Here is a 21,589-nt window from a genome sequence, read left to right on the forward strand (position 1 = left end):
ATGCACGGAAGCCTACGGGAAGTCGTCTCCGGACTCAGCACCGTCGACGCGATCCAACGCCGGATGACAGCTTACGTCCGTCTGCATGCACCTTTCACCTGCAATAGCCCCGATTTTCAACAGCATTGATGCCACGCTCCCGCCGCGAGACGGGAGTTGATTATTGTCAACGACGGCCCGTACCGATTGCTGGACCGGTCCGACCCCTACCGATTGCCTGACGGCCGCCGCCTGGTACGCGAGGTCTTCGTGGCACACGACCGATACCCTCTCGGCACACTCAGGAACATCGGACTGGACGTGGCGATGGGCGAGTATGCGATCCAGTGGGATGATGACGATTGGCATGGTCCCGGCAGGATCGAGCTGCAGGCCGCTCCCATCGTGAGGGAGCAGGCCGTCTGCACGTTCCTGAATCGGCAGATCCGCTACTCGATACCGTACAACAGCGCCAAAGTATTCAGCGCCACGAGAATCCACGGCACTATCATGCACCGTATTTGTGATATTCGATATGCTGCCCTGCGCCGACGCGAGGACACCGAGTTCATGTTCCAGTTCCTCTCCCACTTTGGAGCCGAGCGCGTGGCCGAAGTTGCCGTACCGCTCGATCTATGCGACCGCGTCTACATCCGCCTCCACCACGGCCGCAATACCTGGAACGCAACCCACATCATGGGATTGTCGGTTCTCCAGCCGGGTAACTGGCAGTTGGGCCGGGATGCCTGCGAACGCCTGCAAAGGGTGCTGCTCGACTACTTCGGTCTCAGCCGCAGCCCGACGCGGACGGCTCCGGCAACGGCAGCGCTGGACGCGTGCGCTGGCTGTCCATGACGCATGGCGCGCGCGGCCGGCTCTGGTTTGTCCCGGATGCCGTTGCGAGAAGAGGCGTTCTTCAGAATTCAGGGTCAGTATCGTCCGCGCTGTCGCGCGAGAAAGAGGGAGCAGATGCATATCGCCGTGTCACTGACTGGTGAAGGCTCGGGTCACGCGACCCGCATGACAGCGCTGTGCCGTGCACTGCGCGACAGACACGAGATCAGTATCTGGTGTCCGCTGCATACCAGGCGAATCATGCAGCACCGGCTGCCCGGTTGCCAATTCCACCCGCTTCCCTGGCTGCAGGCTGTTTACCGCGGCAACAGGGTTCGGCTGTTGGCAACCGCCTGGGCCAACTTCGGTCTCTTCCTCCGCACTTGCCCCACGGCAATGGCACTGGCCCGTGACCTGCAACTCCTGTCCGTCGACGCGGTGGTGTCGGACTACGACCCGTTCCTGTCGCTGGCCGGCCTGGCAGCGGGAAGGCCGGTAGTCCAGCTCAATCACCAGGGCGTCGTCGACCGCCATCCCGCGCTGCGGCTCTCCTGGTTTGTCGCCTGGCTGACAAACCGGCTGATGATGCCGCCAGCCACGGCGCGGATGGTTTCCTCGTTCTACAGCGGCGACGTGGGGCCGCTGCTGAGGCCGGAGATCACGGGACGCAGGGAGAAGCTGGCTCGCTTCGTGGTCGTGTATGCCCGCAACGGCTTCGCCGAGCACATCCTGCCCGTTCTTGGCCAGCTCCCGGAAACCGAGTTCCGGGTGTTTCCATCTGAGCGGTACGACTTTGCCGAGTCACTCGCCGCCTGCCGGGGAGTGATTGCTCCGGCCGGGCATCAGCTCATGTCCGAAGCGCTGCACCTGGGCAAGCCCGTCCTGGCCTTCCCGCAGGACAACCAATACGAACAGGAGCTGAACGCGCGGATGCTGGAACGTTCCGGCTGGGGATTGCGGGGCAGGATTCAACACGTTGCCGAGGACGTCGGCCGATTCCTGCAGTTGATTCCTTCCATCCCTCTGCACCGACCCAAGCCGAGTTTGATGTTCCGACTCCACGACAGCACCGACCAGGCCGCCACTCGCATCGAGCATGTACTGGTGACCGCCCTGGCGCGGCGGCGCCGGCGGCCGGTACGGCCCGGCCGGCGAGCCTCGTCACCGCGGGTCGCCACCTAGGGCGGCCGCCGGCGTTCTCACCTCCGTGCCGGCCGCGAAGGTCAAGTTGCGGCGCGCCGGAAGGTGGCGGAGTGTGAGGAAGCCGCCGACGATCGCACCGAGATAGAAGCTGAACAACCGCCAGAGCAGTATGTAGGGGCCAAGCAGGTATTTCGGGCATACCATCGTGAATAGCCCGGCGGCGCCGGCCTCGGCAACCCCGGTTGCACCGGGCGTCGGCACGAAGAGCGTGACCGAGCAAAGGAGCAGGTCAAGGCCCATGGTCTTGAACGCGTTGGTGCTTACGCCAAGGCCGCAGAGCAGGGTCGCGCTCATGCTGAAGACTGCCGCCATGAATACGGCGGTGAGAGCGGTTGCAGAGACCAGGTACTTCAGTTTGTCACGGCGCAGGTACGTCCTCAGCCCGGCGCCAAGTCCTTCGAGCTGGACGAACAGCCAGGCGAGAAGCCGGCGCAGGCGCGTGGGCCGCTGACTGCGTCCGAGCCGACCGGACCAGGCGGCAAGTCTATCCCGGAAAGCAATGGTCGCGAGAATCACCAGGCCAGCAAAGGCCAGCGTCAAGACGACATACATTCCGAGCGCTTTCAGGAGTCCCGTCTGGGGTCCGAGAATGGCAGCGACAAGCGGCGCGGCGGCGAACAACACGCCGTAGAAGAGCGCACCTCGTATCAGCAGCATCGCCGAGGCTCGCCCGGGATTGGCACCCCAGCCGTTCATGAAGTAGAGCTGGAGCGGCAGACCGCCGACTTGAAAGGGAGTCACCGCCGCCATGAAATAGCCGATGTAGATAACGCTGACCGAACGGCCGAGCGTGAGTGGGTGTTCCCCGGCCCGCGACAGCACCGCGAGTCGGCCGCCGTCGACCAGAGCCGCAACCAGCCAGAGTGCGGTCGTCGCCAGGAGCCAGTGCCACCTCACTCCGGCCAGGCCGGAAAGCGTCTGGCGGCCGGCAGTGAGCGCTATCACCGCGACCCCGGACGCGACGGCCAGCAGTGCAAATAGCCTCAGACCTTTTGCCATCCGGCGGCGGATGAGAATCGCGTCCGGATGAGAAGTGGGCAATGACGAAGGGGAAATGAACAATGCCAGCCGCGACTCCGAATCGGGGCTTCGGACTTCGTCATTTCCCCTTGGCACTTTGTCATTTCCCGGGCTGGCAGAGTCCTTCTCAGGATGAGGCAGGGCCGAACCGGCTGAGCAGCCGGCACGTGCCGGCTGCTCAGCGCGTTCCGTAACCAGGTGACCTACTGCGCTGCTGCGTCCGCCTGCATCAGGCCCATCTGGTTGCCCGTCGGGTCTTCGAACGAGGCGAACCAGCCCATGCCCGGCCGGGCCACACGCGGCTGAACTACCTTGCCGCCGTGCTCCTCGATCTTGCCGAGCGTCGCGTCGAGGTCAGCGATGCCGATGGTGTTTATCACGGCGCCGACCGGGTCCCCGGCGGCGAGTCCGCCGTTGATTCCCGGCCGCTGTTCGTCGCCGGTCGAGACGCGCCAGTATTCGCTATCCGTGTTCTCCGACTTCTGGAACTTCCAGTCCAGCACGGCGGAGTAGAAGTCGATTGCCTTCTGCGGCTCCTTGGCCATGATTTCGAAATGCACTACGCGCGACATGCGCTCTCCTTTCGCTGCGGTCATTCGTCTTCAGCCATCTTGGACACGCCGGGCTGTGAGCAGGAGATTCCTGCATCTGACCCGACCATGTTCATGTTACGGCACAAGAGTCAGGCCAGTATAAGCGGAGTCCTTGCGCAGAGTTCAGCTACTGCGTTCCGCCGACAGACCGGCTGTGCCGGCATTCCTCGTCGGTTCGACTAGCGACCTGCCCGGGTACGAGGTCGGGACGAGCCAGTCTTGGTTCGGCTGGTCCGTGCCGGCGACGGGCGTGGCGTTCTAGCCGTCTTGCGAGTAGTCCTCGTGGAGGTGGTTCGGCCGGCTTGAGGCCGAGGCCGGACGCGGTCGTCGGAGCAGCCTGGCAGCGACTGCTGCCGATCCTCTACGGTCTCCGGGCAGTCATTCTCGGCGGCTCCAGCCTGTAGCAGCCCGAACTGATTGCCGACCGGGTCTTCGAACGAAGCATACCAGCCCATGCCCGGCCTGGACACGCGCGGTCGGATTACTCTGCCGCCGTTCTCCTCGATCCTATCGAGCGTCGCATCAAGGTCGGCGACGCCGATGGTATTCACCACGGCACTAACCGGTTTACCGGTCGTGAGCCCGCCATTGATGCCCGGTGCTTCATCGTCACCGGTGCTGATCAACCAGTAGTCCGAGTCCGGGTTGGCCCACTTCTGAAACTTCCAATCCAGTACCTTGGAGTAGAAGTCAATTGCCCTCTCGGGCTCATAGGCCATCATCTCGAAATGCACTACGCGCGACATGCGCTCTCCTTTTGTGTTTGCATGTATTTCGGTCATCGCGAGGTCGCCGGGCTGAGGGCAGGCAATTCCTGCCCGTCCGGCTCCAAGATGATTACGGAAGAGAATCAGCTAGGTATTAGCGCAGGTTCAGCCCCGTGTTCGGGCGCCGGCAGACCCGCGGGTTCGCGATCCGCCACAGCCCAAGCGTGCAGACTTCTGTCCGCTCACGAGAGACAGAATCCTGACTGAGCGTTCATTTTCCCCAAGCAGGTTTGGTCCATCATAGCGTGGGGAGGGAAGAAGGCCTTGCTCACCCGGCAAGACAATCACGCCTCCTGTCCTTCGTAGCCAGTGCCAAAGACAGAGGAGGGGCGTCGCCCCGCTTCTCCCTGTCGCACTAATCGCACCGGCGCCCGGGGCTGATTCCATCTAGCCGGCGCAGCGGCGGCAGACGTTGAGGAAACGTCACTTGGTTACTGGGCAGGTGTACCGCGGCTTGACACAACGCTAACAGAGAGCTTATACTTACTTAACCTAGGGGTGCTATATGTTCTCATGCGTGAAATAGAGGTTAAGGTCCTCGACATCGACCGTCCGGCGGTCGAGCTGACCTTGGCCGAGCTCAGCGCCAGGCCCTCCCCGGAGGAGCGGCTCACTGCCGTCTTCTTCGACTCTCCCGATGGCCGGCTGCGTGTCGCGGGCAATCTGCTGCGACTCCGAAGAGAGGGCGATCGCGTGCTGCTTACCTTCAAGCGTCGTGTGGGCGAAGAGGGCGCAAAGGTGCGGGAGGAGATCGAGGTCGGGGTCAGTGATTTTGAGGCCTGCCGACTGCTCTTGAATGCGCTCGGGCTGGCCGAGACGGCTCACGTGGACAAGTTCCGGACTAGCTACCGGCTGGACACCGCCACCATCGCCATCGACCGCCACGTGGGCGAGCATTTGTTCATTCCGGAGTTCCTGGAAATCGAGGCCGGGAGCATCGAAGAAGTGCAGGCTGTGGCCGCCCGTCTTGGCTTCGCACCCGAAACGCTGCGGCCGTGGGGTCTGCCACAAGTCATTGAGCACTACAGAGCACGAAGCTAACCCGGCGCGTGCCGGCGTAATCGACATCGGGTCGAACTCGATCCGGCTGGTCATCGGCGAGCGGCAAGGAGAGAAGCTGCGTGTGCTTGAGTCTTTGCGGACGCCGATGCCCATCGGACAAGAGGTCTTTCGCACCAACATTGTGTCACCGGCCGCCGCCGGCCATGTCCTGGCGACGCTGGAGCGGTACCGCCGGACGCTCGCGGAGTATGACGTAAAGACACTCCGCACCGTCGCGACGACCGCGGTCCGTGAGGCGCGCAACCGGGATGTGATACTGGACTCGGTGCGGCGCAAGAGCGGGCTCGATGTCATGGTACTGACTGCGGGAGACGTGGTCTACTACTACGACGCCTACCTCTTTTTCCGCATGAGCAAGGTGCTGCCGGTGCGACAGCAGACGATCCTGACCGCCGAGCTTGGTGCCGGCACATCAGACTTCTCGGTGATGAGGCGAGGGACCGTGCTGGCCACGGTCGGACTGCCATTGGGAATGCTGCGACTTACCCGGCTCATCGAGCAGGCCGGAGCTGAGCCGTACGTGGCCGGGAACGTGCTGCGCGAATACGTTGAGACCGAGCTGGCCGGACTGCGACGCCAGTTGCCGCGCGTCGCCCTGCAGAGCATCGTCCTGTTCAGCGAGCACCTAGTTCCGTCGCTGGGCGCGGTGCTCGGGGCCGGGGGCTACGCGAGCGGACTGGCCCGGCTCAAACGGCGGCAGGCGGAGGAGCTGTGGAACCGGTGCCGGGGCCGCAGCGCCGCCGAGCTGGTCGATACCCACAAACTCGCGCCGGACGTTGCGGAAATGCTGGTTGCCACTTCGGCCACCGTCGCCGCACTGCTCACGGCCTTCGAGCTTGACGAGCTATTCGTCGTTCAGACGTCACTGGGCGAGGCGCTCTTGACTTACACGTTGTTCGAGCTCGGCCAGGCCGAACGCTACAACAAGCTGCGCCAGCAATTGTCGGTCGCTCGCGGTCTGTGCTACCGGTACGGGGCTGACTTGAAGCACGCCCGGCGCGTGGCATCCTTCGCCCGCCAGCTCTTCGGCAGCCTGGCCGGTCGGCTCGGGTTGGAACCGGAAGACCTGAACTACCTGGTGATTGCGGCGCACCTGCACGACATCGGCAAGTTTGTTTCGGCCGGCGCCCATCACAAGCACAGCGAGTACCTGATTGGCGCGCTCAACCTGTTCCGGCTTGACGCCGGGGAGGTAAGTCTCATTGCCTGCATCGCCCGGTATCACCGTCGCTCAACCCCGCACGATTCCCACCCGCTGTATGCCTCGCTGCCGCCGCCGGCGCGCATGAAAGTCCAGAAGCTCTCTGCCCTGCTGCGGGTTGCCGACGCGCTCGACCGCTCGCATACCGGTCGGGTGGAGCAGCTCACGGTGCGGGTGGTAGATGAGTGTACCATCGAGCTGCGGGTTCGCGCCGCAGCCGACCCGCTGCTAGAACGCCTGGCAGTCGAAGAAAAGAAGAACCTGCTCTGTGAGATTTCCGGCTGCGAAGTGCGGCTGATTGTCGAACGCGAACCGCAATGAACGGCGGGAGGATGAACCACGGATGCACTGTCTGACAGGGGCCTCGGGGGCCAACACGGATAGCCGGGCAGATGTCTCCGGGAAAACCATCTGTGTTCATCAGTGTCCATCTGTGGTTAGTCCGCGCGAAGGTCCGGTCCTGCGCGACCGCTACGTCAACCGTGAGTGGAGCTGGCTGGCCTTCAACGAACGGGTGCTCGAAGAGGCCGAAGACAAGAGCAATCCGCTGCTCGAACGGGTGAAGTTCGTGGCCATCTTCGCCAGCAATCTCGACGAGTTCTACATGAAGCGGGTCGCGGCGTTGTGCGAGGTAATCGATGCGGACGAGAAGAAACCGGACGGCTTCGGTTACTTCCCGGAAGAAGTCTACCGGGGCATCGAGGCGATTGCCACCCGCCTGCGTACACGCCACGTGGAGATTTTCCGCCGCCTGCTGCGCCAGGAACTGGCCGCAGCAGGGATTCGACTGCCGGAGATGTCGCAGCTCGGCGAGCGCGACCGGGCGGTCGTGCAGTCGTACTTTGATACGACCGCGTACCCGCTGGCCACGCCGATGGCGGTTGACCAGTCGCATCCATTCCCGATACTGCCGTCCAAGACCCTGAGCCTGGCGGTCCGGCTGGAACGCGCCGGTGAATCGGCGCTGGCGATACTCCCTCTGCCGGCCGGGCTGCCGCGAGTATTCAAGCTGCCCGCGTCGAGGATGGACCACCGGTTCGTGCTGCTCGAAGACATACTGCGCGCCAACCTCGAGCGTTTCTTCCGCGGCTACGAAGTCCGGGAGAGCGCGGTATTCCGCGTTATGCGCGACAGTGAGCTGAACATCGATGAAGACGAAGTCTCCGACCTCTTGGAAGCGGTGGAGGAACAGGTGCGAGGCCGGCCCCGGGCCAAGCCGGTGGCGCTGGAAATCGAGAGAACGGTATCACCCGGGTTGCTCGAACAGGTGACTGAACGCGTCGGGGTGGCGGCCGACCGGGTGAAACTGCTGGACGGCCGCATCGACCTGACGTTTCTCTACGAGCTGATTGCCAAGACCTCGCGTCCGGACCTGCAGGACCGGATGTACGACGCCGGCGCGACCGAGTATGATGATATCTTCCAGCGGATACGCGAATCCGACCTGCTCGTGCACGTACCTTACCAGTCCTACCGGCCGGTGATTGACCTCGTTGACCGCGCGGCCGACGACCCGGACGTTCTCGGCATCAAGATTACCCTGTACCGCACCTACCAGCAGTCCGCCGTGGTCCAGTCGCTGGCGCGGGCCGCGCTTAACGGCAAGCAGGTGACGGTACTGGTGGAAATCAAGGCAAGCTTCGACGAAGAACGGAACATCCGCTGGGCCCGGCAACTCGAGCATGCCGGCTGCCATGTCGTCTACGGCATCCCGCGCATGAAGATCCATGCCAAGCTCTGCCTCGTTATCCGACGCGAAGACGACGGCATCCGCCGCTACGTCCACCTCGGAACCGGCAACTACAATGAGGCAACGGCGCGGGTCTACACCGACCTGCACCTCCTGACCTGCGCCGAGCCGTTCGGCCGCGACGCCTCCGACGTCTTCAACGTCATCTCCGGCCATTCGCTCCCGCCGCGCTGGAACAAGCTGGTCGTCGCGCCCCATCATCTGCGCGACTACTTCCTGCAACTCATCGACGGAGAAGTCGAGAACCAGCGTCGGAGCGGGACCGGTTTCGTCTTCGCCAAGCTCAACGCGCTGCAGGACCGGAAGATAATCGACAAGCTCTACGAAGCTGGCGCGGCCGGGGTCAAGATGCAATTGCTCGTCCGGGGCATCTGCTGCCTGCGGCCGGGCCTGAAGGGACTGAGCGAGACGATCGAGGTCAGAAGCATCGTCGGGAGGTTCCTCGAACACTCCCGTATCTACCAGTTCGGCGGAGGCGGCGAACCGAAGTTGTTCCTTTCCTCGTCCGATTGGATGAAACGCAACATGGAGCGCCGCATTGAACTGCTATTCCCGGTGGAGCGACCGGAATTGAAACAGGAACTCCGTGCACTCCTCGATCTTTACTGGCGTGACAGCGTGAAAGCCCGTATCATGTTGCCCGATGCCACCTATCGCCGGGCCGAGCCGGCCCGACCGCCGCTCAGCGTGCAGGAAGAGCTCATCCAACGCCATGCCACATCAGCCTGACCTGCTGGTTCCGGCCGGACTGGCCGACCCGTCCGAGACCGCCTTTGCCGCGGCCGCGGTCCTGGAGCGGCTGAAGATGCTCACCAAGGAAGCCGAGGGCGTCAAGGACGGCAGCGACATCGAGTTCGTTCACCGGATGCGCGTGGCGTCGCGGCGGCTGCGCACCGCCCTGCGGGTGTTTGCCGATTGTCTGCCCCGGCGTCCGCATAAGGTTTGGACCAGACTCGTACGGCAGGTCACCCGCTCGCTCAGCCGGGCGCGCGATTTGGACGTACAGCTTGATTTCATCGCCGGCATGGACACGCGGCGGCTCAAGCCCGGGTTGCGTCCCGGGGTTCAGCGTCTGCGTCTGAGGCTTAAGCAGCAGCGGGCCGCTCTTCAGGATGAAGTCGTTCGCCGGGTGGAGAAATTCGAGTCGAGCGGCGTGGTCGAGTCGATGCAGGACCGGCTGGAGCCACTCGTGACCGAAGTCCCGGCCAGCAGCGCCCTTTGGCGCCGGGCCCGGCGGGAGATATCCACTCACCTGGACGAGCTGCTGGTATTCCTGCCCTTTGTTGACCAACCGGAGTGTCAGAGAGAACTGCACCAGATGCGCATCGCCACCAAGCATCTGCGCTACTCGTTTGAGCTCTTCCGGCCGCTGTTCGGCGACCAATTGGAGAAGACAATTGACATGACCAAGGAAATCCAGCGACTGCTCGGTGACATACACGACTACGACGTCTGGGCCGAGCTCTTGCCCGAATTTGCCCGTTCGGAGCGGACGCGCACATTGGAATACTATGGCTCGGATGCGGCTTTCCCGCGACTGGTGCCCGGGCTTGAGTACCTGCGGCGCCGAGTGTCTGCTCTACGGCGGGCGCGCTACCGTGAGTTTGCGCGTTTCTGGCACCAGACCGAGTCGGACCTGGTCTGGGAACATCTGCGTCAGACCGTGGCCGCCGGGGGCAACTGATGAAGGTCGCGCTCATCGGAGACGTCCATGCCAATCTGGCCGCGCTGGAATCGGTGCTTGCCGATGCTCATCGCCGCCGCGTCGACGCGGTCTGGAATGTCGGCGACCTCGTCGGGTACGGACCGCAGCCGGATGAGGTAGTCAGCCGCCTGCGGCGCGAAAACGCGGTGTCGATTGCCGGGAACTACGACCTGAAGGTTCTTGGTGTCGGCGAGGGCAGGAAACCCAAATCCGCCTCTCCGGAGAAGCGGCTGGCGTACCGCTGGGCATGGGAACACCTGTCGCCGGGCAATCGCACGTATCTCGAAAGCCTGGCAGAGGAGGCCCGCTTCGAGCTGGAGGGCAAGCGCATACTTCTTACCCACGGCAGCCCGGCGGACCACGACGAGTACGTGGGCGACCAGACGTCGGAGAAACGACTGGGCGGGCTGGCGGAAATTGCGGGTGCTGACATCATCATTTCCGGTCACAAGCACCGGCCGGCGAAACGCGAGCATGATGGAGTGCTGTTCGTGAACACGGGCAGCGTCGGACGACCGGACGATGGCGACCCAAGGGCATCTTACGCCATCTTCGAGGTCAAGCCGAGGCAATTCAACGTCACCCACCACCGCGTTCGGTACGAAGTGCGCAAAACGGTGGCCGAGATTCGGCGGCACAAGTTGCCCGAGATTTTCGCCCAGATGCTGCTGAAAGGGTCGAGCCTTGATGCCCTGCAGGAAGGCTACAAGAACGGCAAGCGCCGACCCTTCGACGCGGCCGCGGGCGGCGGTGACCGGCGACTCGAGGCGGTAATGGCCCTGGCCCGAGCCAGCGACTACGAAGTGGAGCACACGCACCAGGTCACCCGCCTTGCCATGATGCTCTTCAATGAGACCCAGACGGTTCACCGACTGGGGCCGCAGGAGCGCTTCTACCTTCAATGTGCCGGACTACTGCATGATATCGGTTACGTGGCCGGTTCCAAGAGCCACCACAAACAGGCTCTGAAGATTATCCTGAAGTCCGAGCTGCTGCCCTTCAAGCGGCGGGAGCGGCTCATAATCGGCTCGATAGCGCGCTACCACCGCAAGAACCTGCCGAGCATGAAGCACAGACACTTCGCGCAGCTCAGCCACGAAGACCGGCACCGGGTAAAGGTGCTCGCCGCCATCCTGAGCCTTGTGGACTCGCTCGATAGCAGCCACCGCAGCCTGGTTCATTCCCTGACCTGCACGCTCACCCCACGCAAGGCAATCGTGCACTGCGTCGTGCTCGGTTTGTATGAAGAGTGGCGCCAGCGCGTATTTGAGAAGGGGTTGCTATTCGAGCAGGTCTTCGACCGCAAGCTCGTCCTTGAATGGGAGCACAAAGTCCGGCCCGGGGCCGTGCTGGCGCAGGGCCAGCTCGAAGCCTATGAGTCCGGACCGATGGCATTGACGCGGTCCGTCCCGGTGTCGGGCAATCACACATCCGTTCCCGACCGCGTGACCCGTCGCCGCGCACAGCCAGACAGGGACCACGACGGCCAATGAGCCGCCGCGGCCTGGCCCGCCCCGGAACGGCAGCTCGATTCTCGTGATGAGTGGCGCCGGGATTGCATGACCCCAGGGTTCGATAGTCTGAGAATGCGTATCAATTCAAAGGATTGGCGCGTGGCTTCCGGCGCGAAAGTCAAACTCAGGAAGTGGCCGACCAATGTGAAACCCTTCTTTCCTTTGAAGGAACGGTACCAGGAACAACTGAGAGAATACGTTCGGGAGTTGAGTTCGCTGCAGGAACTCCATTACGCATCCCGCCGCTACGCCCTGCTGCTGATTGTCCAGGGGATGGACGCTGCCGGAAAGGATGGTACGATACGGCACATCATGTCCGGGGTCAACCCACAAGGTTGCGAGGTCTTCCGGTTCCAGCAGCCGACAGCCGAGGAACTGGACCACGATTTCCTCTGGCGCACTACCTGCCGTCTCCCGGAACGCGGCCGGATCGGCATCTTCAATCGCTCCTACTACGAGGAGGTGCTCGTTGTCCGCGTACATCCGGAGATCCTGCGCGGCCAGGGGCTCCCGGACGAGTTGCTTGACGAAAAGACAATCTGGAAGAACCGATACCGTTCCATCGTCGATCTGGAAGAGCACCTGTACCGCAACGGCACGCGTATCGTCAAGGTCTTTCTCAACCTGTCGAAGGACGAGCAGCGAAAGCGCTTCCTTGCGCGCATAAACGAGCCGGACAAGAACTGGAAATTCAGCCAGTCGGACGTTAACGAAAGGAAATACTGGAAGCACTACATGAAAGCCTACGAGGCCTGTCTGAGTGCGACCAGTACCGACCACGCACCCTGGTACATCGTGCCCGCTGATGACAAAGAGAATGCCCGGTTGATTGTCTCCAGGATTGTCCTCGATGCGCTTGGCGAACTCAAGATGGCGTATCCCAAGGTCACCGCGGAGCGTCGCCGGGAACTCGAATCCATCCGCAAGCTGCTCGCGAGACAGAACCAGCAGCGATAGACAATTGCGGCAAGCGGTCCGAGACGACAGTCCCAAGGTCTGCCGCGGTCACGCCCCATCAGCGATGAACCGGGAAGAGACCGCAGACAATAGCGAGCTGCAATACCAACAGGTAAGGAGTCAGCAATATGGCAAAGGCAAAGCCGAAGGACATCAAGTGGCTGCCCGACGTGGAAGAGCACGATTATCCTGCCGCCGAATCCTATCTCAGCCTCATCTACAGCCGGGGGGATCGGGTCGCCAAGATGGTGGCCGAGTTCAAGCATGCACCGGTCGTGCAGTTCAAGGCCAAGGACATCTTCAGGGCGTCCCAACTCTCATTGCTGGGCGTGAGCAATTCGCACGTCGAGAAGGACCGGAAGAAGATCCGAAAGGGGCAAGGGCTTTCACCCCTGCTTCTCGTCAGAGATGAGCAGAACGGCAAGGTGGTGATTGCGGACGGCTACCACCGGCTGTGTGCCAGCTATGAGTGCAACGAGGACGAATGGATCCGGTGCAAGATCATATGAGTGTACGGGGATTGTGGTGAAGAACCAAGCCTCCGACGAAGCGAAGCTGCATTCCACCTGATTGTCGGTTCCGACACCACCCGGCTCGAAGGAACCACCGTCTACTCGTCGGGCACCGGCCACGCCTACGGCCCGTCCGCAGAACCAGCTGCTGTCCATTCGAGGCAGGGACAACGCGGGTGCAATCAGCCGAACTGAGTATCCTTTAGGAGGTGTCCGTGAAAGCAATCGTATGCACGAGATATGGACCACCGGAGGGTCTTGAGCTGAGAGAAGTGGTCAAGCCCAGCCTCGGTGACAACGATGTCCTGGTGGAAGTCCAAGCGTCATCCGTGAACTACAACAACCTGGGTCACGTCAGAGGAACGCCACTGATGGCCCGGTTCTGGACCGGCCTGGTGAAACCGAAGTACCGGATTCCCGGCAACGACGTGGCGGGGGAGGTCGAAGCGGTGGGCACGAACGTCACACAGTTCCAGGTCGGCGACGAAGTCTATGGCAGCGCGCACGCGTCCGGCTACGGTGCCTTTGCCGAGTACGTGGTGGTTGCGGAAGGCGCGCTGGCCTTGAAACCTGCCAACGTTTCGTTCGCGGCCGCCGCGGCAGTGCCGGAAGCCGGGCTTGTTGCCCTGCAGGCCCTGCGTGACCACGGCAAGGTCAGGTCCGGCAACAAGGTCCTGATTTATGGCGCCTCGGGCGGTGTGGGGACGTTCGCGGTGCAAATCGCCAAGGCGTACGGGGCCGAGGTAACCGGCCTCTGCAGCACTGAGAACCTGGGCCTGGTGCTTTCGCTGGGAGCTGACCATCTGATTGACTACACGCGCGAGGACTTCACATGGAGCGGTACGAGCTATGACCTCATTCTAGCCACTGGCGGGTATCGCCGGATTCTCGACTACAAGCGGGCGCTTGCTCCGCAGGGCCGATATATCTGCAGCGGCGCTGCAATGAGCGGTCCCAAGGCGCTGGCGCAGGTGTTTGAGGCGATGCTGCTCGGACCGCTCGTGTCGGAGAAGAACGGACGGAAGTTGTCCACCATGCTCGTCTTACCGAATCATAAGGACCTCATGGTCATGAAAGAGCTGGTCGAGGCAGGCAAGGTAGCGCCCGTAGTCGACCGCGTCTATCCGTTGGCAGAGACTGCTGCGGCCCTGCAGTACTACAGATGGGGACACTCGCGTGGCAAGGTAATCATCGCAATCGAGCCGGGCACCGGAGTTGCGGCATGACCTTGATCATCTACTACTCGAAGTACGGTTCAACCCGAGACTATGCCGAATGGCTGGCCGAAGCTACGGGAGCCAAGCTCATGCCGCTGGCTGAGGCCAAGAAACTGGACATTGCCGCCTACGACACAATTGCCTTCGGCTGCCCGTTCTACATGTTCCGGTTGAAGATAGCCGGGTTCGTGAAGTCCCGAGCCGGACAACTGAAGGGAAAGCGGGTGGCGTTTTTCGCAGTGGGCGGCGCTGAGCCGGACAACCCGCAAGACCGTTCCGGCTATGAGAATGCCCTGCCCGAGGAGATCCGTGCCGGAATGAGGTTCTTCTACCTTCGTGGCCGGATGGTGGTCGCCCGGATGGGTTTCTTCGACCGAACCATGATGCGGATGGCCAAGACCGCCGACTACGACTACACCGACCGGTCCACCATCGCTCCCCTGGTCGAATTCCTGAAAGGCCAGTGAGAGCGGTCATGGACTGCACCTGTCCGGTGGGGTAGATTATCAAGGCCTGCCGCCGCGTCCGGCAGTGATATAAGACAGAGACCGCATTGACGACGATTGAAGTGGAGGCATGAATTGAGTAGTGTCGTGTTGGCAATATCCGGTTCGCTCCGGAAGCCGTCGTTTACCGAGAAGATGCTCGACCTCTGCATCGAAGGGATGGGCGACGGGCTGGAAGTCCACAAATTCTATCCGCACAAGATGAACATCAAGCCCTGCGACAGTTGCTATTCGTGCTGGGGGCACAAACGCCCCGGCGTGTGCGCCAAGCAGGACGATTTCGAGCAGATTCTTGATGTGTATAAGCGGGCCGACTACTTCCTGCTGGCCGCCCCGCTATACGTCTTCGACTTCCCGGCCACGGTCAAGAACGTAATCGACCGGTTCTTCATAGTGCTCGAGCCGGCACAGATTGCGACCGCGTCAGGCGCGACCACGCATCCCAAGCGCTTCGGCCTCCACCCCAAGACTGTGCTTATCTCATCCTGTGGATTCCCGGAAATAGAGAACTTCGACGTGCTGCGTCGGCACTTCCGGACAATCTGCGAGCACACGGATTGGCAGCATTCCGGCGAGTTGCTGATATCCGCGGCCGGAGCGGCCGGCGCGCCCAGGGTATACGACGAGAAGTATGAACTGTTGCGGCGGGCCGGTGCGGAGCTCGTCAAGGGCACAGTATCCGACGCTACCGCCGCCGCTATATCCGCGCTGGTAGTGAAACCCGAATACTACCGACAGATAACCACGCTGAGTTTCGAGGGCGGGTTGATCAACCAGGCCAAGATTGCCGGCATAATGATGAAGGCGATGCGCGACCGCCCCGCCGCAGCACAGCAAGCCGGCGCGGATGTTCAGCCCGATCAGTAGAAACCGCCCGTTTCTTCTGACGGCCTTGGTCTCCGACGATGCTGCGGAAGTCTGTCGACGTCATCGAAAATGGAGGTAGCAATATGAAGGAGATAGAGACACTCTGCAAACTCAGAAAGAAGAAGCACCACTACCCGGGCATGAGGGAGGATATCGTGGAGACCGTGAAGCATCCCAAGTACATTTGCGAAAAGTGTCTGCGGGTAGCCTCAAAGGAGGAACTGCTGTGTTCGCCGTGCGCGATAGACAAGTGGCGGCCCTGACGACTGCCTGCAAGGAGGACGTGAAGGACCGACATCGTCGCTCGCGGCGCGATTCTAGCCGCACTGCTGTTGCTGCTGCCGCACAGGATAAGAAGATGGATACGCAGGCGCATATCCAAGGTACGGTCACCAACTTCGCCAATGAACCGCTGGCCGGCGCCGAGGTCCTACTCAAGCGCGATGACTTCAGCGACGCCGCGCGCGCCGTTGCCGATTCGCAGGGTAGGTACTCACTGCTGGTTCCGGCCGGGCGCTACATCGCACTGTGCGCGGTTCGGAACTACCAGGTTGAGAACCTAGAGTACTGGGCATGGGACATTCCGGCGCAGGGCGATCTGACGATTGACTGCCGTGTGGACGGCCTCGAATTGTACGGCATTCACGCGTGGCGGCCCAGCGGGGCTTTGCCTTCGTATCTTGTCTATGTAAGGCCGATGAGCCTTCAGAGATGCGGCAAGCTTATCCAGGAGCATGGCCCGGATGCCCTTGATTCGCTTCCGGTGGTCGCCATCAGCCCTGAACTCACCGTTCAGGAAATTATCGCGGAGGTAGACGGCCAAACGGTTCCAGTGTTTGCTGTCAGCCGGGTATCAGAATCGGCCGGGCCGGGGCGGACGATGCCGGGCTGGCTCATCCAGGTCGGTTTGCCTGCGAGCACCGGAACCGCCAGTCCGTCGCGGCTGTCACTGGAGCTAACTGACCGCGAGACCGGCGAGCACGGAGCCGGTTGCGTGTTCCTGCCGTGACTGCGGCGCACCACGGAATTCGGGCAGGCAAAGGAGACAGCAGTGAATGCTAGGGTAGAAGGCACCATCGCGATTGTCGCCGCATTGCTTGTCCTCTTCAGTGCCATGTGGGACCCGCGCATCTCCGTGGTAGTCTCCGTGGTTGCACTGGCGGCGCTCGGCGTCTACCGACTCGTGCGGAAGGACAAATAGCGGGTCTCGTCCGGCCACAGATGAAGTAGCCTGTCGGACAAATGGAGGAGACGCGGAATACCAGACGGGAGCAGTTGCATCCGCGTCAAGAGGGGAGCCTGACCATTGGGTATTCCATGCTCACGGCAGATCAGTGTGACTCAGCACGCGATTCTCGACCCGCGGCTGGCGTGCCCGCTGCCGTTGCAACGGACCAGCGATTGACGATTGACGGACTACGATTGTGAAGAACGCCTTGATTGTCTACGGTTCCTACGCCGGCTCGACGGCGGAGATTGCGGATTTCATGAAGACTGCGCTGCGCCGGGCCGGCGTCACGGCCTACACGATTCCGGCCTCGGGTCTGGTCGTGGACCTTTCGCCGTACGACCTTGTGGTTATCGGTTCCGCAATACACGGCGCGCGGCCGCATAGGAAGGTCGGGGAGTTCATCGCCGCCAACCGCGCCGAGTTGAGCCGTAAGAAGGTGGCGGTCTTTGCCGCCTGCATTACCATCACATCCGTGAAGGAGGACAAGCGGAAGACGGCGCATAAGTACCCAGAATTGGTCGCGCACGGGCTTTCATCCATCAGCACAGCCGTGTTTGCGGGCAAGGCGTCGCCGTCCGGCTGGTTCGGCAACCTCATGGGCAAGCTGATGCTCGGCATCACGCCGGGCGACTACCGGGACCGGAAGAAGATAGAGGACTGGGTGGTTTCTCTGACCAGGGCGGAAGAGCAACGTTGAGGCCATTCTTGGAAGGCGACTGATGCCCGCAAGAATCCTGTTCGCATGCGTCGGCAATTCGTGCCGGAGCCAGATGGTTGAGGCATCTTGCCACGATTTCGCTGAGGACGTCGAGTGCGCATCGGCCGGCAGAGGCGGTTCAGCCCGACGCGATGGCCGTGATGCGGGAGGTCGGAATCGACATCTCTGGGGCCCGACCCAAGGGTCTCGAGGATTTGCCTGACCTCAAGTACGATTACCTCGTGACCATGGGCTGCGAGGTCGACTTCCCCTTCCTGCCGGGCGCAAGTGGTGCAATGGGAGATTCCCGACCCCTCCGGCAAGGGCATCGTGGAGTTCCGTCGTGTGTGGGACATCATCAAGGCTGAGGTGAAGAAACTGCTGTCCGACCTCCAATAACACAATCCTGACCGGATGCTTATGCTGGCTTGACAATGGCGTACCAGAATGACAGTGAAGCAAACGAGGTGCTTTCTCTCCAGCAGGACTCACCATCCTGTTTCTGGTTGCCTCCCGGCAGGGGAGGGCCGTACGTACCCCCTCCCCTGCCCTCCCTGACCTGATGGCGCGTCCCGTCAACTTGACATCCGTTTACGAATGTAGCCGCAACCGCACCTGATCCGGCTACGAGGGGCGCTGGACTCGGCAGCCAGCAGGGAGTTCCCAAGGAGACCTGTGATTTAGCGAGGCACCAAGAGTCGGCCTATGAGAGGTGGCCAGGCATGAACGGAATTGTCGGAGACGCAGTGCTCCGAGAGAACCGGATCCGCTTGAGGAATCCAACCGGTAGAATGTATGTTCTCACGCCACTCAAGGACGGAGGGGAGGCGTGGTTCAAAGCGCCGACGGTAGCGAGGTGGGACCGAATTCCCTTTACCGTATTCCATACACCACGAGGCACCGTGACGCGGGAGGGCATCAGACAAGCGACATGCCGCCTGCAAGTCAGGATGGGGCCGGCCACGCAGTGCCGGTCCCAGGGGCCGACACGCGGACGGCGTTTCCCCGATGAGTAACCGACTAGGTCTGCCCCTCACCTGACGTAGTCCTGACCCGGAGTTCATCCGGAGTCAACACTCAGACGCTAGAGTGTCGGTGGAGGTTCAATGAGTGAATCGAAACCGACCGTACTGTTCCTCTGCACCACAAACACCTGCCGCAGCCAGATCGCTGAGGCGCTGCTCAGGCACCTCGCCAGAGACCGGTTTATAGCAGTTAGCGCCGGCCTGGCACCGGGTGAGGTAGTCCTTCCGCTTGCCCTGCAGGTGCTGCACGAGAGAGACATCGATACGACCGGGCTCCGGCCGAAGCACATTTGTGAGTTCCTCGGTATCGTACGCATCCGCACAGCCATCACCGTCTGCGCTCGCGTGGCCGAGGCCTGCCCTGAGGCCTGGCCGGGCGCTCTGGAGCAGATCTTCTGGCCGATTGACAACCCGGTTGTTGTCGAAGGAACCGGCGACCAGCGGCTCGACGCGTTCCGCCGCACGCGCGACACCATCGAATCGAAGCTGCGCGACTGGTTGGCCGTTCAAGACCAGCCCCAAAGCCCGGCGACCGCGACGCGGGACTTGCTCTTGTTGTCCGACATCGAATAACACAATCCTGACCGGTCGCTCATACGGGCCTGACATCGAGTGCGTAGGATGTTGAGACTCGAAGAAGAAGAAGCCTTACTTCACGGACATCGAGTCCTACCGGATCCCGACGGGGCAGCAGGGCAGGGAGGGGCGCGCGTTCGCGCCCTCCCTGCCCTCCCTGGCCCTGGGTGGCGTGCTCGGCAGGCAATGCGGCAACAAAGGAGAAAGCCATGATAGGAGATGACAACAATCAGAACTGTGGGGCAGAAACTCGGGGGCGTTACTGGGACAATGAACGTTGGCACAGGCATCACCACAAACACCATAGAGAATGGCATGGCGGACCAATGACTGGGTCGGTCTGGGCCATCGGCTGGCTGTTCAGCATAGGTTACCTGCACATGCCTTTCTTCTGGAGGGCCGTGCTCGCCCTTTTCATCTGGCCGTACTACCTCGGAAGAGCGCTGATTCACTAAGCCCGGCCAGACATCGGACCATGGGCGTTCCCGGGTTCCTCCGTTCGGCCTGCAGGATTTGGCTACGTTTGCACATTACCGTCCGATTTCACACCAAGCCATGGGGCGAATACATGCAAAGGAGAGTCACTAATGGCTGATTACCACTACTATGCTGCTCGTCTGGAAATCGAATATGCGCAGAAACTGAACAGGCTAACCACCTTCTTCCGACTTGTCTGTATCATTCCCATCGCCATCGTCCTTGGCCTCATCTCGCAGACCGGTCAGATGGCCAACACCGCGACGATCCTCAATCAGGCCGGCGAGATCGTGAAGAAAACTTGGGACACCGCTGGCGGTTTGGTGAGCGGTCTCGCCGCAGCCACGGCCCTGTTGATCTTCTTTCGGCAGAGCTATCCTCGCTGGTGGTTCGAGTTTGCACGTGAACTGACCCGCTTCCAGTACAGAGTGTGGGCCTACCTGCTGCTTCTGACCGACCGGTATCCGTCGACCGTCGAAGACCAGTCCGTCCACATCGAGGTCGACTACCCCGACGTGCGAAATGACCTCAACCGGTGGATGCCCCTAGTCAAATGGTTCCTTGCGATTCCGCACTACGTCGTCCTGGCGTTCCTCGGCATTGGCGCGTGCCTTGCAGCGGGTGTTGCCTGGTTCGCCATTCTCTTCACGGGTCAGTATCCCAGAGGCCTCTTCGACTTCGTCGTCGGAGTAGGTCGCTGGGGCCTACGAGTTTCTGCCTACGCATTTCTGCTTGTGACTGACCGCTATCCGCCATTCAGCTTGGGCTAGGGCCCGCGGACGGCCGGAACCAGGTGAACCGGGAACTGGACCCGACGAGTTCCGCTTGATGTTGGCAAACGGACGGTGACCAGTGCGTATGCTCATGAGGAGTTGGCAGAGGTAGGAAATGACCAAGTGGCAATGACCAATTCCCAATCAATTCCGGATGGACGGAAATGACCAATTCAGGGCTGCGAAAGGCAGCGCTCGCGGAGGAGAAATCAATGGATATGAGATGGTCAACGAAGTCAATGACTCCGCCGACCTGGACGGGCACCGCATTTTCCCTCACCCGCCTGATCGCGGTCGCAGTCGCGGCACTCTGGATGGCGGTCGCGCCTCAAGTGACCTGGGCCGCCGGGGTCGAGCGGCCTTGGTTTGAGCCGCACTCGCTGTCGCCTCAACTTCTGCCCCCGCCGCCAACGGAGGGGAGCGAGGCCTGGAAGGCGCAGATCGAATTGGTAGTTGCGGGGCAGATCTCTCTCTCGCCGGCCGAGATTTCGGCGATCCGGAACGAACAGAAATTCCGAGTGGAGTTGATGACGGATACGCTTGGCACTTCGTTCGACCGCGAACGGCTGCCGAAGACCTCCGCTCTTCTCGATCGCATCGAGCGTACGTCGGAAGTGGTGGTCGATACGGCCAAGAAGTACTGGCATACGCGGAGGCCCTATCTTGCTAATCCTCGTGTAAGGCTCCTGGTGGATTCAACAACCAGCGACGCTTATCCCAGCGGGCATACTTCCGAGGCGCGCGTACTGGCCGAAGTGCTCGGCCTGCTCTTTCCCGACAAGCTTGCCGCTTTGCGTGCACGCGCGGAGGAGATCGCGCGCCACCGGGTGGAAGCCGGCGTCCACTATCCGGTCGATCTCGAAGGCGGGCGTCTGCTCGCCATGCTGGAGGTCGGGGCATTGACGGCAAGCAGCGGTTTTCAGGCCGACCTGATCGCAGCGCGAGAAGAAATCCTCAAGCTAAGGAATTGAACACAGCTCGGGTACGTGAGATGCCTCCCGGTTTTCGTCAGAGCCGTCACCTGGTCTCCGGGCGAAGCGTTGGCAGAGAGGGTTCATCTCCCGTACTCCCCGGTCCGTCAGTACACAGAAAGCGCCATCCTGATGTAGTCCTTATACTGGCT

At 61.8% G+C, this 21,589-nt stretch carries 23 protein-coding genes; 20 read left to right on the forward strand and 3 right to left on the reverse strand.

Annotated features, from left to right (window positions below):
* Positions 1–156: 156 nt before the first annotated feature.
* The gene (locus VMH22_08095; protein HTW91655.1) at positions 157–834 is read left to right on the forward strand and encodes a glycosyltransferase; all 678 of its coding nucleotides are present in this window, start codon (positions 157–159) and stop codon (positions 832–834) included.
* A gap of 114 nt (positions 835–948) precedes the next feature.
* The gene (locus tag VMH22_08100) at positions 949–1,995 is read left to right on the forward strand and encodes a glycosyltransferase family protein (protein ID HTW91656.1); all 1,047 of its coding nucleotides are present in this window, start codon (positions 949–951) and stop codon (positions 1,993–1,995) included.
* On the opposite strand, the gene VMH22_08105 is transcribed toward VMH22_08100, so the two are convergent.
* The 3 genes from VMH22_08105 to VMH22_08115 form a co-directional block, all read right to left on the reverse strand.
* Positions 1,975–3,015, reverse strand: a complete 1,041-nt coding sequence (locus tag VMH22_08105; protein HTW91657.1) for a lysylphosphatidylglycerol synthase transmembrane domain-containing protein — start codon at positions 3,013–3,015, stop codon at positions 1,975–1,977. The two genes, VMH22_08100 and VMH22_08105, sit on opposite strands and share 21 nt — an antisense overlap.
* Positions 3,016–3,239: 224 nt before the next feature.
* Positions 3,240–3,608 (reverse strand): VOC family protein, encoded by a 369-nt coding sequence (locus VMH22_08110; protein HTW91658.1) that lies wholly within the window; start codon positions 3,606–3,608, stop codon positions 3,240–3,242.
* Between the two features lie 200 nt (positions 3,609–3,808).
* Positions 3,809–4,375: a VOC family protein gene (locus VMH22_08115; protein ID HTW91659.1), complete on the reverse strand. Its 567-nt coding sequence runs from the start codon at positions 4,373–4,375 to the stop codon at positions 3,809–3,811.
* 534 nt (positions 4,376–4,909) lie between these two features.
* Between VMH22_08115 and cyaB the strand changes: the two genes are divergently transcribed.
* The 18 genes from cyaB (at position 4,910) to VMH22_08205 (ending at position 21,437) form a co-directional block, all read left to right on the forward strand.
* Complete coding sequence (gene cyaB, locus VMH22_08120) at positions 4,910–5,437, forward strand: class IV adenylate cyclase (GenBank protein ID HTW91660.1); 528 nt, start codon at positions 4,910–4,912, stop codon at positions 5,435–5,437.
* The gene (locus VMH22_08125; protein HTW91661.1) at positions 5,412–6,980 is read left to right on the forward strand and encodes an HD domain-containing protein; all 1,569 of its coding nucleotides are present in this window, start codon (positions 5,412–5,414) and stop codon (positions 6,978–6,980) included. Before cyaB ends, VMH22_08125 begins: the two co-directional genes overlap by 26 nt.
* A 22-nt stretch (positions 6,981–7,002) precedes the next feature.
* Entirely contained in the window at positions 7,003–9,138 is a 2,136-nt protein-coding gene (ppk1, locus tag VMH22_08130; GenBank protein HTW91662.1) for a polyphosphate kinase 1, read from the forward strand.
* Complete coding sequence (locus VMH22_08135; protein ID HTW91663.1) at positions 9,122–10,093, forward strand: CHAD domain-containing protein; 972 nt, start codon at positions 9,122–9,124, stop codon at positions 10,091–10,093. The genes ppk1 and VMH22_08135 overlap by 17 nt, the downstream gene beginning before the upstream one ends.
* Complete coding sequence (locus VMH22_08140) at positions 10,093–11,607, forward strand: YfcE family phosphodiesterase (GenBank protein HTW91664.1); 1,515 nt, start codon at positions 10,093–10,095, stop codon at positions 11,605–11,607. Before VMH22_08135 ends, VMH22_08140 begins: the two co-directional genes overlap by 1 nt.
* 93 nt (positions 11,608–11,700) lie before the next feature.
* Complete coding sequence (locus tag VMH22_08145) at positions 11,701–12,585, forward strand: ADP-polyphosphate phosphotransferase (GenBank protein HTW91665.1); 885 nt, start codon at positions 11,701–11,703, stop codon at positions 12,583–12,585.
* Positions 12,586–12,713: 128 nt separating this feature from the next.
* Complete coding sequence (locus tag VMH22_08150) at positions 12,714–13,094, forward strand: hypothetical protein (GenBank protein HTW91666.1); 381 nt, start codon at positions 12,714–12,716, stop codon at positions 13,092–13,094.
* Between the two features lie 218 nt (positions 13,095–13,312).
* On the forward strand, positions 13,313–14,323 hold the full coding sequence (locus VMH22_08155; protein HTW91667.1) for an NAD(P)-dependent alcohol dehydrogenase: 1,011 nt from the start codon (positions 13,313–13,315) through the stop codon (positions 14,321–14,323).
* Positions 14,320–14,781 (forward strand): flavodoxin domain-containing protein, encoded by a 462-nt coding sequence (locus tag VMH22_08160; GenBank protein HTW91668.1) that lies wholly within the window; start codon positions 14,320–14,322, stop codon positions 14,779–14,781. Before VMH22_08155 ends, VMH22_08160 begins: the two co-directional genes overlap by 4 nt.
* Before the next feature lie 114 nt (positions 14,782–14,895).
* Complete coding sequence (locus VMH22_08165; GenBank protein HTW91669.1) at positions 14,896–15,687, forward strand: flavodoxin family protein; 792 nt, start codon at positions 14,896–14,898, stop codon at positions 15,685–15,687.
* A gap of 83 nt (positions 15,688–15,770) precedes the next feature.
* Complete coding sequence (locus VMH22_08170; GenBank protein ID HTW91670.1) at positions 15,771–15,950, forward strand: hypothetical protein; 180 nt, start codon at positions 15,771–15,773, stop codon at positions 15,948–15,950.
* Between the two features lie 20 nt (positions 15,951–15,970).
* On the forward strand, positions 15,971–16,696 hold the full coding sequence (locus VMH22_08175) for a carboxypeptidase-like regulatory domain-containing protein (protein ID HTW91671.1): 726 nt from the start codon (positions 15,971–15,973) through the stop codon (positions 16,694–16,696).
* A 42-nt stretch (positions 16,697–16,738) separates the two neighbouring features.
* Positions 16,739–16,888 carry a hypothetical protein gene (locus VMH22_08180; GenBank protein HTW91672.1) on the forward strand — a complete coding sequence of 50 codons (150 nt, stop codon included), beginning with the start codon at positions 16,739–16,741 and terminating at the stop codon, positions 16,886–16,888.
* A gap of 223 nt (positions 16,889–17,111) precedes the next feature.
* Positions 17,112–17,615 carry a flavodoxin domain-containing protein gene (locus VMH22_08185; protein HTW91673.1) on the forward strand — a complete coding sequence of 168 codons (504 nt, stop codon included), beginning with the start codon at positions 17,112–17,114 and terminating at the stop codon, positions 17,613–17,615.
* A 1,106-nt stretch (positions 17,616–18,721) separates the two neighbouring features.
* Positions 18,722–19,213, forward strand: coding sequence for an arsenate reductase ArsC (locus tag VMH22_08190; protein HTW91674.1), 492 nt, complete (start codon positions 18,722–18,724; stop codon positions 19,211–19,213).
* A 329-nt stretch (positions 19,214–19,542) separates the two neighbouring features.
* A complete protein-coding gene (locus tag VMH22_08195; GenBank protein ID HTW91675.1) occupies positions 19,543–19,671 on the forward strand; it encodes a hypothetical protein in 129 nt (42 codons plus the stop codon).
* Between the two features lie 132 nt (positions 19,672–19,803).
* On the forward strand, positions 19,804–20,463 hold the full coding sequence (locus VMH22_08200; protein ID HTW91676.1) for a DUF4389 domain-containing protein: 660 nt from the start codon (positions 19,804–19,806) through the stop codon (positions 20,461–20,463).
* 167 nt (positions 20,464–20,630) lie between these two features.
* A complete protein-coding gene (locus VMH22_08205; GenBank protein HTW91677.1) occupies positions 20,631–21,437 on the forward strand; it encodes a phosphatase PAP2 family protein in 807 nt (268 codons plus the stop codon).
* Positions 21,438–21,589 lie beyond the last annotated feature (152 nt).

It is taken from the genome of bacterium, assembly GCA_035505375.1.
In the GTDB taxonomy this organism is placed as follows: Bacteria; Hydrothermota; Tepidihabitantia; order Tepidihabitantales; family Tepidihabitantaceae; genus UBA2258.

Excerpts from the sequence above, each read along its gene's own strand:
- VMH22_08205 (HTW91677.1), top strand. The coding sequence starts at position 20,631 with ATGACCAATTCAGGGCTGCGAAAGGCAGCGCTCGCGGAGGAGAAATCA.
- VMH22_08190 (HTW91674.1), top strand. The coding sequence starts at position 18,722 with ATGAGTGAATCGAAACCGACCGTACTGTTCCTCTGCACCACAAACACC.
- VMH22_08135 (HTW91663.1), top strand. The coding sequence starts at position 9,122 with ATGCCACATCAGCCTGACCTGCTGGTTCCGGCCGGACTGGCCGACCCG.
- VMH22_08170 (HTW91670.1), top strand. The coding sequence starts at position 15,771 with ATGAAGGAGATAGAGACACTCTGCAAACTCAGAAAGAAGAAGCACCAC.
- VMH22_08145 (HTW91665.1), top strand. The coding sequence starts at position 11,701 with ATGCGTATCAATTCAAAGGATTGGCGCGTGGCTTCCGGCGCGAAAGTC.
- VMH22_08150 (HTW91666.1), top strand. The coding sequence starts at position 12,714 with ATGGCAAAGGCAAAGCCGAAGGACATCAAGTGGCTGCCCGACGTGGAA.
- ppk1 (HTW91662.1), top strand. The coding sequence starts at position 7,003 with ATGCACTGTCTGACAGGGGCCTCGGGGGCCAACACGGATAGCCGGGCA.
- VMH22_08195 (HTW91675.1), top strand. The coding sequence starts at position 19,543 with ATGACTGGGTCGGTCTGGGCCATCGGCTGGCTGTTCAGCATAGGTTAC.
- VMH22_08105 (HTW91657.1), bottom strand. The coding sequence starts at position 3,015 with ATGGCAAAAGGTCTGAGGCTATTTGCACTGCTGGCCGTCGCGTCCGGG.
- VMH22_08160 (HTW91668.1), top strand. The coding sequence starts at position 14,320 with ATGACCTTGATCATCTACTACTCGAAGTACGGTTCAACCCGAGACTAT.
- cyaB (HTW91660.1), top strand. The coding sequence starts at position 4,910 with ATGCGTGAAATAGAGGTTAAGGTCCTCGACATCGACCGTCCGGCGGTC.
- VMH22_08100 (HTW91656.1), top strand. The coding sequence starts at position 949 with ATGCATATCGCCGTGTCACTGACTGGTGAAGGCTCGGGTCACGCGACC.
- VMH22_08200 (HTW91676.1), top strand. The coding sequence starts at position 19,804 with ATGGCTGATTACCACTACTATGCTGCTCGTCTGGAAATCGAATATGCG.
- VMH22_08110 (HTW91658.1), bottom strand. The coding sequence starts at position 3,608 with ATGTCGCGCGTAGTGCATTTCGAAATCATGGCCAAGGAGCCGCAGAAG.
- VMH22_08140 (HTW91664.1), top strand. The coding sequence starts at position 10,093 with ATGAAGGTCGCGCTCATCGGAGACGTCCATGCCAATCTGGCCGCGCTG.
- VMH22_08115 (HTW91659.1), bottom strand. The coding sequence starts at position 4,375 with ATGTCGCGCGTAGTGCATTTCGAGATGATGGCCTATGAGCCCGAGAGG.